Origin of the sequence: Paraburkholderia fungorum, from assembly GCF_003610895.1 — a bacterium.
In the GTDB taxonomy this organism is placed as follows: domain Bacteria; phylum Pseudomonadota; class Gammaproteobacteria; order Burkholderiales; family Burkholderiaceae; genus Paraburkholderia; species Paraburkholderia fungorum_B.
Genome location: NZ_MCAS01000017.1, coordinates 26604 through 42563 on the forward strand (window position 1 = coordinate 26604; position 15960 = coordinate 42563).

Genomic DNA, 15960 nt, shown 5'->3' on the forward strand with positions numbered 1-15960 from the left:
CATGAATCCTGTCGCAACGCTATTCCTTGCTTTCGCCATGTCTACCGATGCCTTTGCAGCGGCAATCGGCAAAGGCGCCACGCTCGACCGTCCTCACTGGCGCGAAGCGCTGAGAACGGGACTCATCTTTGGCGTCATCGAGGCGCTCACTCCCTTGATCGGTTGGTTCCTGGGTAAAGCAGCAGCCCAATATGTCTCCGCATGGGATCACTGGATCGCGTTTGCGCTGCTGTTCGTGCTCGGCGCCCGCATGGTCCTGAACGGCTTTACCGCCAAAGATGTCGAGGAGAAAAAGGCGGCAAGCCATTCGTTCTGGTTGCTGGCAGTGACCGGCTTCGCCACCAGCATCGATGCAATGGCGGTGGGCGCGGGCCTCGCCTTTGTCGACGTCAACATCTATTCGACGGCCGCCGCGATCGGCCTCGCCACCATGGCAATGGTCACAATCGGCGTCATGCTCGGTCGCGTCATCGGCCATGTCGTGGGCAGACGCGCGGAGATGGCCGGTGGCGTCGTGCTGATCGGAATCGGCTGCACCATACTGGCCGAACACCTGCAGATCTTCGGCTAGGCGCCGATCAACAGCGTCGCTGACAACGGCTAGGGCCAGGCAACTGCATATTCTGCCGCGGGCCGGGGTTCGCCCGGCTCCGCGTCGCGCCTTTGACGCTTCACGCGTATTCCTGCTTCCATTGCCGATAACGCCGCGTCAGCCGGCGCGTGCGCAACTGGTCGAGGATCAGGGTCAAAACTGCGGAATACCGTGCCGGGGGCGTCTTTCCTGCACCGAGCGTACGCAGATGACGTTTGACGACTGCCATGCGGGCCAGCCCCGTGAGCGCCCGGTCACGCCACTCAATCGGTTGAATCTGCGCCCCCAGATCCACGCCCGCCCGCCAGCGCGCGGGCAGATCGGGGACCACCGCGAGCGCAGTGGCCATGCCCACAACCGCGACGCCGCTGTCCAGCACCTGCTCGGCCACGGCACGCCGCCGGATGCCGCCGGTGGTCATGACCGGCATCGCGGCGACGCCGGCCAGATCTTTCGCGAATTCGAGAAAATAGGCTTCGCGCGCGAGGGTGCGCCCGTCGGCGGTATTGCCCTGCATCGCGGGGCTTTCATAGCTGCCCCCGGATAGCTCGACCAGGTCGACCGGCAGCTCATTCAGCCACAGCACGACTTGCCGGGCGTCCTCTTCCGAAAAGCCGCCGCGCTGAAAGTCAGCCGAGTTCAGTTTGACCGCCACGCAAAAATCCGCCGAGACCTTTGCGCGCACCGCGCGGACCACGTCCAGCAGCAGGCGGGCACGGTTGGCGAGATCGCCGCCCCAACGGTCGGTGCGGCGATTGGTCAGCGGCGAGAGAAACTGCGAGATCAGATAACCGTGCGCGGCGTGAATTTCCACGCCGGTGAATCCCGCCTGCTCGGCCGCACGCGCCGTCGCCGCAAAACGGGCGATGGTCTCGCTGATTTCGTCCTCGCTCATGACGCTCGGCTGCGCGAACAGTTTGCTGTGTTTGCCGAGCGCGAGCGGGACAGCCGAAGGCGCCCACGCGTTGCCGCCCATCGCCGCCAGCACCTGCCGGCCCGGATGATTGATCTGCATCCACACCTGGGCACCGTTGCTGCGCGCCGCCTGTGACCATTGCATGAATGGCGCAAGCGGCGTATCGGCCTCGAGCACGATCCCGCCTGGCCCGGTCAAGGCCCGGCCGTCGATCATTACATTACCCGTGACGATAAGACCTGCGCCGCCTTCGGCCCACGCACGGTACAGACGATGAATGGTCTCGCCGGGCAATTGCCCAGCGTCGGCGAGATTTTCTTCCATTGCCGCTTTGGCCAGACGGTTGGGCAGCCAACTGCCGTTGGGCAACTGCACGGGTGTAAACAGCGATGAAGTCATGGCGGCATCAACCTGCAAAATGAGTGATGCCGCTATACTAAGATTCAAGTCAACTTGAAGGTCAAGCGTTATGAGAATCGGCGAGCTTGCAGAAAAAACCGGCCTCGCGCCATCTGCCATTCGCTTCTATGAGCAGAGTGGCCTGCTGCCGGCACCGGAGCGCACGGCCAACGGTTATCGCGTCTACTCCGAAGTGGCCATTGAACGTCTGCGCATGGTGCAGTTGGCGCAGAATCTGGGCTTCCCGCTCGACAGACTGCGGGAGGCTCTGTCCGGTCCCGAGAATTGTCCGAAAGAGGATTTGCTGCGCGCACTCGATACGCGGCTCGGCGAGATCGAGCAGCTCATGACCGACCTGCGCGCGCAGCGAAACGCCGTACGCACACTGCGCACCACGCTCAGTGAAACCTGGGCCGCGGGAAACTGTGTGGACAGCGTGGAGTTGACCCATCACCTGCTCGCAGAGCAGCAGGAACCGGTGCGCCGCGCGAAACGCCGGGCTCGATAGCGCACGGCGGCGCGAAGCGAATGGCGGCTAGTCGGACGCCTTGATGGTCCGCAGAAAGTCGAGCAGCGCTGCCGTGACCGCGTCCGGCGCCTCCTGCTGTATCCAGTGGCCGATGCCTGGGAGCAGCGTGTTGGAGACAAGGCCCGGCAAAGTCTGCGAATGGGCATTAAAAGCGTCACGCCGCCAATTCACCACCGGGTCGCGCGCGCCCGCGAGAAACATCGACGGTTGGCTGATGCGCGCGCCGGCAAAGGCGCCGAGCAACGCCCAGTTCCGATCGAGATTGCGATACCAGTCGAGCGGCGCGCGAAAGCCACGAGCAAAAGCCGCTGTTTGCAGGCGCAGGTCCTCGGGCGTCAACCAGTCCGGCAGGCCGGAAGGCGCCGGGAAAGTCGCAAGCAACCCGCTCCCGGCAACCATGCCGTTCCAGAGCGGATCGGGCGCGGCGCCAGAAAGACCCCAGTACATGCGGCGCAGGCTTTCCGCCGGATCGGCGTCGAGCTCCTGCTCGGCGCGGCCCCGCGCTTCGAACCAGAGCCAGTAGAAACGCTCCCGACCCAGACGGCGCAGAGTCGCGAGCGGCGCAGAAGCGGTGCGAGGGATGAACGGAACCGAAAGTCCGGCGACGCCGATAAACCGGTCGGGCCGCAACATGGCGGCGGTCCAGGCAACCGTCGCCCCCCAATCGTGCCCCACGATCACGGCTTTCGGATGGCCGAGCGTATCGAGCAACCCGACCATGTCGCCCACCAGATGCAGAATCGTAAAGTCTTCAATCGCTTCCGGCGCACTGCTGCCGCCGTAGCCTCGCATATCGGGCGCGATGACACGGTATCCCGCTTCGGCGAGCGCCGGCACCTGATGGCGCCAGCAATGCCGCGATTCGGGAAATCCGTGGCAAAGCAGGACCGGCATGCCGCTGCCGGCAATGTCCACGCGGAGCTCGATGCCGTTGGCGGCGAAGTCTCCAGTTTCGATCTTCATCATGCGGCACCCGCGATCAAGGTTTGCATTTTGGGGTTGCGCCCGGCTTGCGAGCGCCCCAATCCATCAACACCACGGAGACATATAATCCCGCGGCACAATCAGGAGACGAGATGACTGTACCGCGTTCCGTGCGGTGCCTCTGTGGCGCCGTCAATATCGAGCTGAATGGCGAGCCTCAGGCAAAAGCGAATTGCCACTGCGGGTCGTGCCGGGATTTCTACGGGACGTCAATGTTGTCGGCGACTGCGTGGCTGGCTGAGCAAGTGTCTGTCGCGAGCGGTAGCGTATCGAGCTTTTCACACCCGACCAAGAGCCTGTCGCGCGCATTCTGCCCCAGTTGCGGCGAAACGGTGTTTGGCACAAGCCGGCTCGGCATGCGCGTGGTACCCAATAGCATCGTCGCCCGCGCCGCTGGTGGAGAACTCCCCGAGGACATGCATCCGACAATGCATCTCTTCTACCGCTATCGGATTGTCGACGTACAGGACGCGCTGCCGAAGTACCTCGATGGATGGGATGGGCCGATCTACGAGGCTTAGTTACACGCGATCCATGCCGACAAAAACCGTATCGGCACCATCGGCAGGTACCGTGGCGGCACCTGCCCGATCGCTTCGGCCCTGCTCGCGTTCCAGCGACAGGGCCGTTTCACATCACTTGCGCTTGAGTTGCGAGATGTCCCGCACCGCGCCACGGTCGGCCGAGGTCGCCAGCGCGGCATAGGCCTGCAAGGCCTGCGACACCACGCGTTCGCGATTCACCGGCAGCCAGGCCTGGTCGCCGCGTGCATCCATGGCCTCGCGGCGGCGCGCCAATTCCGCGTCCGTTACCACCAGGTGCATCTTGCGGTTGGGAATGTCGATCTCGATCACATCGCCCTCTTCCACCAGACCGATCGTGCCGCCTTCGGCTGCTTCCGGTGACGCATGCCCGATCACGAGCCCGGACGAACCGCCCGAGAAACGGCCGTCGGTAAACAGCGCGCAGGTTTTGCCCAAACCCTTGGATTTCAGATACGACGTGGGGTAAAGCATTTCCTGCATGCCGGGGCCGCCCTTGGGACCTTCATAACGGATCACGACCACGTCGCCCGCTACGACCTTGTCGCCCAGAATGGCTTCGACGGCGTCGTCCTGGCTCTCGAAAACGCGGGCGCGCCCGGAGAAAACCCACTGCGATTCGTCGACACCCGCGGTCTTGACGATGCAGCCCTTCTCCGCGAGGTTGCCGTAAAGCACGGCGAGGCCGCCGTCTTTCGAATACGCGTTCTCCTTGCTGCGGATGCAGCCGGTCTTGCGGTCCGTATCCAGCGAAGCGAACGTAGCCTCCTGGCTGAACGCGACCGTGGTCGGAATGCCGCCCGGGGCCGCGCGGAACAATTTCTGCGCGGCTTCGCCCGCACCACCGGCGACGTCCCACTTCGCGATCGAATCACCCAGCGTGCCGCTATGCACGTTGCTGCACGAGAGGTCGAGCAGATCCGCGCGGGCCAGTTCGCCGAGAATGCCGGGAATACCGCCGGCACGATGCACGTCTTCGATGTGGTACTTGTCGGTAGCGGGTGCCACCTTGCACAGGCACGGCACTTTGCGCGAGATGCGATCGATGTCGGACATCGTGAAATCGACGCCGCCTTCCTGCGCCGCCGCCAGCAGATGCAGCACGGTATTGGTCGAACCGCCCATGGCCACGTCGAGCGCCATGGCGTTCTCGAATGCCTGTTTGCTGGCGATGTTGCGCGGCAGGACCGACGCGTCTTCTTCCTGGTAATAGCGGCGGCACAGGTCCACGATCAGGCGGCCCGCCTGCTCGAACAGGCCCTTGCGCCATGCGTGCGTGGCGACGATCGTGCCGTTGCCAGGCAGCGCGAGGCCAATTGCCTCGGTCAGGCAATTCATCGAGTTCGCCGTGAACATGCCCGAGCAGGAACCGCACGTCGGGCAGGCGTTACGCTCGATTTCCGCCACTTCCGCGTCGCTGACCCTGGAGTCGCCCGCCTTGATCATGGCGTCGATCAGATCGATCTTGGCGATCACCTGGCCGTCGGTCGGCGACTTGACCTTACCCGCTTCCATCGGACCGCCGGAAACGAATACAACCGGGATATTCAGGCGCATGGCGGCCATCAGCATGCCCGGGGTGATCTTGTCGCAATTGGAAATGCAGACCATGGCGTCGGCGCAGTGCGCGTTGACCATGTATTCCACGGAGTCGGCGATCAGCTCGCGCGAAGGCAGCGAATACAGCATGCCGCCGTGACCCATGGCGATGCCGTCGTCCACCGCGATGGTGTTGAATTCCTTCGCGACGCCGCCGGCCGCTTCGATTTCGCCTGCCACCAGTGCGCCCAGGTCGCGCAGATGCACATGGCCCGGCACGAACTGGGTGAACGAGTTCACCACCGCGATAATGGGTTTGCCGAAATCACCGTCCTTCATTCCGGTGGCGCGCCACAAGGCACGCGCACCAGCCATGTTGCGGCCATGGGTCGAGGTTCGTGAACGATATTCAGGCATCTGTATCCTCAGATATTGGGGGTCGTCAAAATTGGAATTGTGCCCAGGCCGGCCAATGCACCGTTATGAACGGTGACGGCATACCGATAGCCCGCAAGCGGTGGCTCGCGATAGCGCGCACGGTGTGAGCTGGGAATGTACGAATAGTGCGAGAACGCCGGTAATACGTCCAATATATTTTTGCGGCGCAATTAGGTCGCAAAAGATATTAATTGACGATCGGCCAGGGCCTGGAACGACAGTTGCGTCGGCTGGAACTGAAACGTCCGGTAGACACCCTGTTCCATGGGCCGCCAGCTCAGTCTGCCGGGAGCATGCCCGGACAGACTGAACCACCGAACATGCTCGCGTCGATAAAGCTTAATTCACGGCCTTGATGGGTGCCGGGAACCATTCACCTTGCTGGACTTCGTCCTTCGGAACATAGGTGCGGAAGTTCAGCGCGAAGCCCTTGCCCGCCGGCGTAGGCAACCAGTTGCTTTGCGGCACGTTCTTCGGCCGGACCGGTGCAAGCCAGATGCTCGTGCTGCCATCTGCATTCGCCCTCAGACGGGACACATTGTTCAGGTTGTAGCGGCGCAGCGCGTTCGGCACAACGCGATAGTCCGGCACGCTATACAACGTGACCGACCAGAATCCCTTGACGTGCCCGTCCGGCTTTTCGCCCTTCGGGAAACGGATCTCGTAGGTCTTGCTGCCGTCAAGCGGCTGCTTGTCGCTGTCGTTCAGTCCCACAAAATAGATCGCCTCGCTGATCACGTTGGCCCACAAACCACCGTAGTTGATGATGTCGCGCGCCACGTAGTCGTTGCCAAAGTTACCCGCCACATAAGTCACCGACCAGCCGTCTTTCTGCGTGCCGAAACCCTTGGCGTTGGCGAGGAAAGCCGGCAGTGCCCGCGTCTTGACGACATCGCTCACGCGTTTGCGGGCAGCGTCGCTGCTCTTCATATAGTTGGCGACGTTGATGGCCGCCGCCTGATATTCGGCGGCCTTCGGCATCGCATCCGGATAGGTGGCCAGTACTTCGCTTACGTGATCGAAAATCTCGGCGCCGATCGGCGCGGCCGGCGTGAAGGAGGGCACGGGAAAAGGCGGATCGATCTGGGTATCGGGCGACGCATTGACGGTGAACTGATGCTGCAACCTCACCGCCGTCTTCGGCGAACCCTTGAGCTCAACACGCGCCAGCAATTTTGCTTTCGCCGACGGCAATTCGATCTTGACCGCATCGGCCGGCACAGGCGGATTGGTACCCTTGATCACCAGAGCAAACTTGCCATACGGATGATCCGGATACGTACGCTCATTGATGTTGGTAATGACTTCGCCCCAACCGTCGAGCAACTGAGCCGTGTAATAGCGCCCCGTGACTTTAGGAATGTTCAGGATAACTGCGTGATCCTTGTCCGCCACGAGCCAGGCTTCCAGGTAGGCCACGTCGAGGTTCGGATTCACGAACTGGGCTGAACCCAGCGGATTGTATTTGATCTTGTTGTAGCCGACTTTCTCGACGTTGATGTCGTAATTCTCCTGCTGCAACACCAGATAGCGCCCGTACAGATAATGCCAGGACGACACGATCTGCTCGTCGGACGGCACATTCGCACTCGCGTTTGCCGCCGCGTTGGTCCCCGGCGAACTGCACGCAGCGATGCCTAAACCGATCAACCCAGCCGCAATCACGGAACAGGCCCATTTCGGCGCTTTCAAGGTGTTCAACATTTATTTAGCCTTGTTTTAGATGAGTGGAGGCCAGCTTACATTGAACCTGAAACCGTTGAAAGAGTACCGCCTGGATTATTAGATGGATTCGGAACGCCCTCATGCAATACGGATATTTTGTTGAATAACGAAAACCATCCGTTATTGAAAATCATGAAGAAAAATGATCATAGTCATCTTCCTGGATTCAAAATCCGATTAATGGTGGCGCAACAAGCGAAGGCAATGCCACTCGTCTTCGTGCAACGCACGCCCGGTTATCTTTTTCAAGCCATGCGCGCCCTATGTGGTTTTTTCGCGACTTCTGCTGGCTCGAGGCATGACGGCAGGCCGGTCCAGCAAGGCCGCCGGATGCTTCATACAAAACACCCGATTTGCAGTGGCAGCGAGCTTCGATAGCATCAGGAAACACGTCAGCGTTCCCCAACGTTCGGCGTGTGTGTTTGTTAGCCGCAGCATCGTCTGCGGCTTTTTTTACCTGGCTTTTTTGCCTCGTAATGAAAGCATCGGTCGCTTTTCTGCTCAGACGATTATTCTCCGTCGCTTTCCCCGCAATGCGAGCAGCCCTGAAATTCGCGCCTGATCCGAATACCGGGGCGCTTCAGATGCAAATCGGCAACGCATTTTTGAATGAATAGACGGCGCGTCACGCAGGTTCTCGATCACTCGTCATTACCCGCGCACGGCGCTCACGATCCACCGACGAATCGTCGTCGGCGCGAACGCGGCCAAGAATCGCGAATACCGCAATCGCGCACAGCAGCGTAACCACCGTCAATCCCCCGAGCAAAAGACCGAACGCATCGGCGTAGATGTGCAGCAGCGTCGTACGAGCGACGTGCGGAAGAAGCGCCGATGCGCGATCGAGATCGCCCGCGGCAAGACGCGCCGCGGCTTCGGACACGTTGGCGGACACGTCGGCGGACAAGGCATCGGGCCTCACGATCGACTGCACGCGAGCCTGCGTGAGCACGGCCAGAATCGCGCTGACCGTTGCGAGCGCAATGCATTCACCCGCCACGCGCGTGGTGCTGAAGATCCCCGTCGCCATGCCCGCACGTTCTTTCGGCACGACACTCACGGACAACCCGTCCATCAATCCCCACGGCATCCCCGCACCGACGCCGATTGTGAGCAGGGGTGCGATCGCGGCGTGGCTCGCACCATCGCGTAACGCGACGGTCAGCCAGTACAGGCCGGCCGCGGCGATCAGCAAGCCGATACCCGAAATGACGCCGGCCGACATCCAGCGCGTCAGCGTTGCGGCTACGAGCGGCACGACCAGCATAGGGGCGGACAGCGCGAGCATCAGCCAGCCGGCGTCGATCTCGCTGTAAGCGTCGGCACCGACAAACCGCAGCGGCAGCACGACGAGCAGCACGATATAGCAGTAGCAGGTCGCGATCGGCAGCACTTGCACGCCGACAAAACGCGGATAGCGGAACAAGGACAGATCGAGCATGGGCCGCGCGACGCGCGTTTCGATCAGCCAGAACGCGGCGGTCAGCAGTGCCGCGCCCAACAGGAATCCGACGACGAGGGGACTCGACCAGCCGCTCTCCGAGGACTGGATCACGCCGAACGTAAAGCACGACAATGCTCCGGTAAACGTTGCGATTCCCGCCCAGTCGATACGCCGTGCATCCGGGTCACGCGATTCACGCATCTGCGGCACGCCGAATAACAGCGAGAGAACGCCTACTACGGCCCCGGTCGCGAAGATCGCTCGCCAACCGAAGCGCTCGATCATGAAACCCGCCAGTACCGGCCCGAATGCCAGCCCAAGCCCGAAGGTCGTACCGAGCAGACTGAATGCGCGGGTGCGCGCGCGGCCATCGAACTCCTGCGCGAGGGCCGCAGTCCCGCCCGCGAGCGCGGCCGCAGCGGCAACGCCCTGCACGGCGCGCAGCAGATCGACAACCAGGATCGACGGCGCAAAGCCGAGCAGCAGCGAGACCAGCGTGAATCCGCTGACGCCGATCGCAAACAGGCGCTTGCGGCCGAACCGGTCCGCGAGTGCGCCCGCCGCCATCAACAGGCTGCCGAAGGTCAGCATGAACGCATTCGTGATCCAGTTCATCTCGACCGGGCCGCCCGCGAGTTCCCGGCCGATCGCGGGCGTGGCCAGCGCACCCGCCGAAAAGCTGAGCGGCAAGGCGAGCGCAGCAAGGCAAACGGCCGTGAGAATTGCAACGGGCCGCCCCAACGAAACGGAAGAAAAAGTTTTGCTCATCACCGCTCCCAAAAGAAAACCGGTCCGCGCGACACCTCCTGTGCGCACGCCCGGTAGAGCGATCAACGATAATTCGGATTCAATTAAACAAAAACACGGTAGAACTCCGCTGATAAAGGAGTTAAATTCCTTAATCAAATCGACTTTACGGGCGTCGAAGCGCAATGGAGAACCTCAACGGAATCGTCGCGTTTGTGCGCACGGCGGAGGCGCTGAGTTTCGTCGCCGCCGGGCACAAGCTCGGCATCTCGGCGTCGGCGGTCGGCAAGACGATTGCGAAGCTCGAGCAATCGCTCGGCGTGCGGCTCTTTCATCGCACCACGCGCAAGGTCACGCTCACCGATGAGGGACGTCACTTCTACGATCGTTGTCACCGGATTCTGGAAGATCTGCGCGATGCCGAGGCCATGCTCTCGGAGGCCGCGCAGACGCCGCGCGGCAGGCTGCGTGTCAGCGTCCCCGCAATCGGCTATCGATTCCTGTTGCCCGTGCTGCCGGAATTCACGCGCCGCTATCCCGATGTCGAACTCGATCTGGATTTCAACGACCGGCTCGTGGACGTTGTGGAAGGCGGTTTCGACGCGGTCATCCGCAGCGGCACACTGACAGATTCGAGTCTGATGTCACGCCGTCTCGGCGCATTCTGCTTCATGCTGTGCGCGTCGCCAGGTTATCTCGCGCAAGCTGGCGTGCCGCGCACGCTGCACGATCTGGAAGCGCACGCGTGCGTGCGTTACCGGTTTCCGACAACAGGCAAGCTTCAGCCGTGGGAGCTGCTGGCGGATCGGAGCGAGCCCGCGAATTTGCGCACAGCCATAACCTGCAACAACATGGAGGCGCTGCGCGAGGCCGTCATCGCGGGTTTTGGCATTGGGTACATGCCGGACTTTCTGGCGCGCGACGCAGTCGCGACCGGCCTGCTCACCACGCTGCTCGACACGCATCGGATCGCCCCGGGGCAGTTCTCGATCTTATGGCCATCAAGCCGGCAGTTGTCGCCGAAGCTTCGGGTGTTCGTCGATTTCATGTGTGCGAATCTGTTCAAGGTTCCAGGCGGCTGATCCATCGCCAGCACCGGGAACTCACACGCCGCTGGTTTAAACGTCCGTTCGCACAATCTTTCCTGAACTCCGCGACACTCGGCGAAACTTGGCGCGCGGGTCACTCAACAGAAAAAAGTCCTCCACCGCCGAACGCGAGCCTCGCGAACCGCTCGCCAATGCGACGGTGCGCAGGCCCATCCGGATGGAGCTGATCGGGAAGTGGCAGATCGGCGAAATCCTGTTGACCGTAGAGTTCGAGTCCGTCGAGATAGCGCAGATGTGGGTCGCTCACCGCCCGCTGCTGCACGATGCGTCGCAACTCATCCCGGATAACCGTCAGCGTCAGCTTTCCGGCCTTGCGTTCGGCCGGGTCCCCCGTCGCCCGAAACGAAACCTTCCCGGCGGCCAGCGCATTCATATCGAACGCCCCAGGACCCGGCGTATCTTCGTGAATCGGGCAATACAGCGGCGAGATGACCAGCAGCGGCGCGCTTGGGTGGCCGTCCCGGATGGTGTCGAGAAAACCGTGCACCGCCGGCGTGAAAGCACGGAGCCGCATCAGATCGGTGTTGACGAGATTGATGCCGATCTTGAGGCTGATCACATCGGCTGGCGTGTCGCGCATCGCTCGAGCGGTGAAGGGATCGAGTAGCGCGCTGCCGCCAAATCCAAGATTGATCAGGTCGACCTCGCCGAGGGAAGCGGCAAGCACGGGCCAGATCGAAGTCGGACTATCTCCGTTGGAGCCATGGCTGATGGAACTGCCATGATGCAACCAGACCTTTCGTCCGTCTCCGGTAACGGGCTCTAAGAGGGCATTCGAGCGCAGCGCGACAAGCTCCGTGATTTCGTTGTGCGGCAACCAGATCTCGACTTTCTTGTCATGGCTGGGCAGGCCGGTAAACCGTAGCGTGGCGGGCGGGCCCGACTGCTTCGAAACCGTGCCGGTGGCCATGTCGATCGTCACGGTGTCGCCACCGGCCGCGCTGCTCTGATGGACGAGTCGACCGTCGACGAGCAGGTCATACACTCCGGCGGCGCGCGGAGGGACGCCCGCATAGACGTAGCGCGTCGGCAGGACATCGATTTCGACCTCCGTCGCCTGGGTGCGGAACACCAGTCGTACTCCTGAGGGCTGCGCCTCGACCATCGCCAACTGAGGGTCCGTGCACTGAGCACGCGCGCGAGCGGGCAGGCGGTGCGGCATCACCCCGCGTTCGGTTTGCTCGAGTTCGAGGGCGCCACGCAGGAACGCCTCGCTAATGCGTGTGGTAATCAAGGTGTCCTGGTCGTTCGTCATGTGTGGTTGAGAGCATGTCTTAAGATACGGACGGCAGCATGCTGCCAAAGCTGAAGTTCCGTGGCAAACCCCATTCGGAGAATCCGATGTCCGTCTCTATGACGAGGTTGATACTGTATGTCCGCAACGTTGCCTTGCTGAAGTCGTTCTATCAGCAACACTTCGACCTTCCCGTCACGGAAGAAATTGAAGGCGAGTGGGTTGTACTCAAGGCAGGCGGCGTGGAGATTGCCCTGCACCGTGTCGGCGAACCTTATCGCGACCGGCCGGCAGCCGCCAACACCTCCAACGCGAAGATCGTGTTCTCGGTACAGACAGGACTAGCGGAGCTGCGCGAAAAACTTGTGAATGCCGGTGTACCGATGCGCAATCTGAAGCGCTATGACGGCTTTGCCCAACTGATGTGTGACGGCGAAGACCCGGAAGGGAACGTATTCCAGCTTTCGCAAGCCGACTGACGTTGCAGTCTGTCAGGCGCAGTCCGGCCGCTCGCCGCTCATCCATGAATAGCGGGGCGATTATAGCGAACGCTCAATCGCCTGCCCGAGCAGTTCCAGACCGAGGTCGATCTCTTCCTCGTGGACAGTCAGCGGCGGAGCGATGCGGAACACGCCGCCCATACCGGGCAACTGCACGATGTTCATGCTGAGCCCCAGGTTCATGCACTCGCGGGTGATCTTCGCGCCAAGGCCGTCGGCCGGCTCCTTCGTGCGGCGATCCTTGACGATCTCCATGCCGAGAAGCAGTCCTCGTCCGCGAATGTCGCCGATGCACTCGAAGCGTTCCATCAAATCCCGCAGCCCGCGTTTGAGCCGTTCGCCCATCAGATTGGCACGCGCAACCAGCCCCTCGCGCTCGACCACGTCCAGCACCCGCAGACCGACGGCGGCGGGCAGCGGATCGGACACATGAGTCGTATAGAACAGATAACCCAATTCATGGGCCCGCTCTTCGATCTCTGCGGAGGTCACGACGGCCGCGAGCGGCAGACCGGCGCCAAGCGTCTTCGAGAGCGTGAGAATGTCGGGCGTGACGCCATCGCGCTGGCAGGCGAACATCGTGCCCGTGCGCCCCACTCCGGTTTGCGCTTCGTCGAGAATCAGCAGCATGCCGCGCTCCTCGCATTTACGCTTCAGCGCGGCCATATAGCCGTCAGGCAGTTCGATGATCCCGCCTGAACTGAGAATCGGCTCGGCAATGAACGCGGCAAGATTGCCACTGGACTGACGATCGATCAGATCGAAGGCGTAGTCCAGTTCCGCGAGGTAATCGTATTCGCCATTGCGCTCGAAACGCGGCCGGTACAGGAACGGCGCGGGGATCGCGAAGGAACCGACGGACGCCGGACCGACGCCCTTGCGGCCGGCACTATAGGTGGCGGACGCCGCGGCCCCCGTCATGCCGTGCCAGGACTGTGCAAAGCCAACGATTTCGTATTTGCCGGTGACCAGCTTCGCCATGCGAATGGCGGCCTCGTTCGACTCCGCGCCGGTACTGAGCAACAGCGCCCGGTCGAGTCCGTCTGGCGTGATGTCGGCGAGGCGAGTTGCCAGATCGACCACCGGTCGCGAAAGCATGCCGCTGAAGAGGTGGTCGAGCTTGCCGGCGTATTCGTTGATGACCGACACGATTTCCGGATGGCTGTGCCCAAGCACCGCGCTCATCTGCCCCGAGGTGAAATCCAGGATCGCGCGGCCGTCCGCGTCGTAGACAAAGCTGCCCTGGGCACGCTCAATGATCATCGGCTCGAAGGTGCCGCCATAGCGGATGAGGTGCTGCCTGGCGTTGCGCCAGAAAACTGCGTCATTGTTCCCGGACACGTTGCTTCTCCCTGGGCGGGTGGCTGGAATAACTTGCAGTCTAGATGGCTCTCTGCTTTCATAGAATCGAATACTTCTTATGGAAGCTAGAAGCGAGTCTAATATCTTGAGCCTTTCACTCGAAATCGATCTGCTGCGTTCGTTTATCGTCATCGCCGAAGTCCGGGCGCTCAGCCGTGCGGCCAGCCGGATCGGCCGGACCCAGTCCGCGCTGAGCCAGCAGATGAAGCGGCTCGAAGAAATCGTCGATCAGCCGCTGTTCCAGCGCACGGGTCGCGGTGTCCTGCTGACGAATCCCGGCGAACGTCTATTGATCCACGCCCAGCGCATTCTGCGCGTGCACGACGAGGCGATGGCCGATCTTTCCGGCAAAGGGCTGTCAGGGACAATCCGCTTCGGCTGCCCGGACGACTACGCCGCCGTTTTTCTGCCGCATTTGCTGCGCCAGTTCTCACGCCAACACCCGCATGCGCTGGTGGAGGTCATGTGCGCGCCCACCCCGCGATTGTTAGAACAACTGGAGATGCATGCGCTGGACCTTGCCATGATCTCCTTGCCGGAAGACGCGGCGAATGCCGACATCATTCGCCGCGAACCGCTGGTCTGGGTGGGCTATCCGGGACTGGACTCCGCGCACTTCGACCCGCTGCCGCTGGCGCTCTCCGATCCGGACATGCTCGACCACGTGGCGGCCTGCGAAGCGTTGCAACGCGCCGGCAGGGCCTACCGCATCGCCTATGCGAGCAGCAGTCTTGCAGGACTCACGGCGCTGGTCCGCTCGGGGCAGGCCATCGCCGTTATTACGCAAACTGCCGTCGCCCCCGATCTCAGCATACTGAATGGCGATCCCGCGCTTCCGCCTTTGCCCAGCGTCGGCATCACGCTGAAGTTCGAGCGCAAGCGTCCCTCCCATCTGACCACGGCATTCGCAGAACACATCAGGCTGACGCTGCCCTTGCTGTGATCCGGACAATCCCATCGCAGTTTTGACATTCGAGAATGAAGGCGATATGATCGCTTCACTTTCAAACGCCCTCCCGGTCCGCCGGGAGGGCGTTTCTTTTTGGCTTTCCCAACCCCAAAAGGAACCTGTTGAAATGAACCCGCACAACTCCCGCAGCTCTGCCGCAGACCTCGGCTACGTACGCTATGGAACTGGGCCTGAATGCGTGCTTGTCATGCACGACTGGCTCGGCGACCACACCAGCTACGATTCCTTGATGCCCTATCTCGACGGCACCACATTCACGTATGTGTTTGCGGATCTGCGTGGATATGGCAAATCGATCCACCTCACAGGTAGCTACACCGTTGAGGAGATCGCCGCCGACTGCCTCGCCCTGGCTGACAGGCTCGGTTGGCAACGCTTTCATGTGATGGGGCATTCGATGACCGGCATGGCAACGCAGCGAATTGCCGCCGACGCCCCCTCTCGAATCAAGAGCGCAGTCGCCGTGTGTCCGGTTTCCGCAGCGGGCAATCAATTGACCGATGACGCTTTGGCTTTCTTTGCAAGCACGAGTGAAAACGACGACGCATTCCGCCGGCTGATCAAGTTTGTGACCGGCGGTCTCTCCGACCAATGGGCAAACGTGAAGCTACGGCAAAACCGGCAGACGGTTGCTGCCGGATGCCGCTCTGCTTATCTCGCGATGCTGACGAAAACCAACTTTGTCGACGATATTCGCGGGCTCGAAACACCGTTCCTGGTACTGGTCGGCGAGAAAGATCCGGGACTCGGCGAGGACGCGATGCGGACAACGTTCCTTGCCTGGCATCCGAATGCCGAATTGCAGAATATCCCAAACTGCGGACACTATCCGATGCAGGAATGCCCGCCGTATTTTGCCGCCGTCATCGAGAATTTCCTGCGCAGCAAGACGAGTTGAACGACCGGGCAGCATCCCCGATAAACGGAGAC

15 protein-coding genes are annotated in these 15960 nt (G+C 61.8%); 8 read left to right on the forward strand and 7 right to left on the reverse strand.

The genetic code is table 11. The annotated features are described in order from the left end of the window. The first annotated feature begins 1 nt into the window (after position 1). Positions 2-571 (forward strand): manganese efflux pump MntP, encoded by a 570-nt coding sequence (mntP, locus tag BCY88_RS17830; protein ID WP_120345545.1) that lies wholly within the window; start codon positions 2-4, stop codon positions 569-571. 100 nt (positions 572-671) lie between these two features. Here mntP and BCY88_RS17835 read toward each other — a convergent pair whose 3' ends face one another. Next, positions 672-1907: an NADH:flavin oxidoreductase/NADH oxidase family protein gene (locus tag BCY88_RS17835; RefSeq protein ID WP_120345546.1), complete on the reverse strand. Its 1236-nt coding sequence runs from the start codon at positions 1905-1907 to the stop codon at positions 672-674. 70 nt (positions 1908-1977) lie between these two features. Here BCY88_RS17835 and BCY88_RS17840 point away from each other — a divergent pair, with 70 nt between their 5' ends. Beyond that, the gene (locus BCY88_RS17840) at positions 1978-2415 is read left to right on the forward strand and encodes a MerR family transcriptional regulator (protein ID WP_120345547.1); all 438 of its coding nucleotides are present in this window, start codon (positions 1978-1980) and stop codon (positions 2413-2415) included. Between the two features lie 27 nt (positions 2416-2442). Here the strand turns inward: BCY88_RS17840 and BCY88_RS17845 are convergent, their stop codons facing one another. Continuing rightward, entirely contained in the window at positions 2443-3402 is a 960-nt protein-coding gene (locus BCY88_RS17845; RefSeq protein ID WP_120345548.1) for an alpha/beta fold hydrolase, read from the reverse strand. Between the two features lie 110 nt (positions 3403-3512). Here BCY88_RS17845 and BCY88_RS17850 point away from each other — a divergent pair, with 110 nt between their 5' ends. Beyond that, the gene (locus BCY88_RS17850; protein WP_120345549.1) at positions 3513-3941 is read left to right on the forward strand and encodes a GFA family protein; all 429 of its coding nucleotides are present in this window, start codon (positions 3513-3515) and stop codon (positions 3939-3941) included. A gap of 114 nt (positions 3942-4055) precedes the next feature. Here BCY88_RS17850 and ilvD read toward each other — a convergent pair whose 3' ends face one another. Next, positions 4056-5918 carry a dihydroxy-acid dehydratase gene (gene ilvD / locus BCY88_RS17855; RefSeq protein ID WP_120345550.1) on the reverse strand — a complete coding sequence of 621 codons (1863 nt, stop codon included), beginning with the start codon at positions 5916-5918 and terminating at the stop codon, positions 4056-4058. A gap of 360 nt (positions 5919-6278) precedes the next feature. After that, positions 6279-7643 (reverse strand): DUF1214 domain-containing protein, encoded by a 1365-nt coding sequence (locus BCY88_RS17860; protein WP_120345551.1) that lies wholly within the window; start codon positions 7641-7643, stop codon positions 6279-6281. Between the two features lie 120 nt (positions 7644-7763). Here BCY88_RS17860 and BCY88_RS39550 point away from each other — a divergent pair, with 120 nt between their 5' ends. Further along, the gene (locus tag BCY88_RS39550; protein ID WP_147408522.1) at positions 7764-8042 is read left to right on the forward strand and encodes a hypothetical protein; all 279 of its coding nucleotides are present in this window, start codon (positions 7764-7766) and stop codon (positions 8040-8042) included. 247 nt (positions 8043-8289) lie between these two features. On the opposite strand, the gene BCY88_RS17865 is transcribed toward BCY88_RS39550, so the two are convergent. Beyond that, a complete protein-coding gene (locus BCY88_RS17865; protein ID WP_120345552.1) occupies positions 8290-9876 on the reverse strand; it encodes an MFS transporter in 1587 nt (528 codons plus the stop codon). Between the two features lie 164 nt (positions 9877-10040). On the opposite strand from BCY88_RS17865, the gene BCY88_RS17870 reads away from it, so the two are divergent. After that, on the forward strand, positions 10041-10937 hold the full coding sequence (locus BCY88_RS17870; protein WP_120345553.1) for a LysR family transcriptional regulator: 897 nt from the start codon (positions 10041-10043) through the stop codon (positions 10935-10937). Positions 10938-11037: 100 nt separating this feature from the next. Here BCY88_RS17870 and BCY88_RS17875 read toward each other — a convergent pair whose 3' ends face one another. Beyond that, a complete protein-coding gene (locus BCY88_RS17875) occupies positions 11038-12219 on the reverse strand; it encodes an SGNH/GDSL hydrolase family protein (RefSeq protein ID WP_120345554.1) in 1182 nt (393 codons plus the stop codon). An 86-nt stretch (positions 12220-12305) separates the two neighbouring features. Here BCY88_RS17875 and BCY88_RS17880 point away from each other — a divergent pair, with 86 nt between their 5' ends. Then, complete coding sequence (locus tag BCY88_RS17880; RefSeq protein WP_120345637.1) at positions 12306-12677, forward strand: VOC family protein; 372 nt, start codon at positions 12306-12308, stop codon at positions 12675-12677. 60 nt (positions 12678-12737) lie between these two features. Here the strand turns inward: BCY88_RS17880 and BCY88_RS17885 are convergent, their stop codons facing one another. Beyond that, positions 12738-14039, reverse strand: coding sequence for an aspartate aminotransferase family protein (locus tag BCY88_RS17885; RefSeq protein WP_120345555.1), 1302 nt, complete (start codon positions 14037-14039; stop codon positions 12738-12740). A 79-nt stretch (positions 14040-14118) separates the two neighbouring features. Here BCY88_RS17885 and BCY88_RS17890 point away from each other — a divergent pair, with 79 nt between their 5' ends. Both BCY88_RS17890 and BCY88_RS17895 read left to right on the forward strand, forming a co-directional pair. Further along, a complete protein-coding gene (locus BCY88_RS17890; protein WP_183081392.1) occupies positions 14119-15003 on the forward strand; it encodes a LysR family transcriptional regulator in 885 nt (294 codons plus the stop codon). 46 nt (positions 15004-15049) lie between these two features. Further along, the gene (locus BCY88_RS17895; RefSeq protein ID WP_259461436.1) at positions 15050-15928 is read left to right on the forward strand and encodes an alpha/beta fold hydrolase; all 879 of its coding nucleotides are present in this window, start codon (positions 15050-15052) and stop codon (positions 15926-15928) included. Positions 15929-15960: the final 32 nt, after the last annotated feature.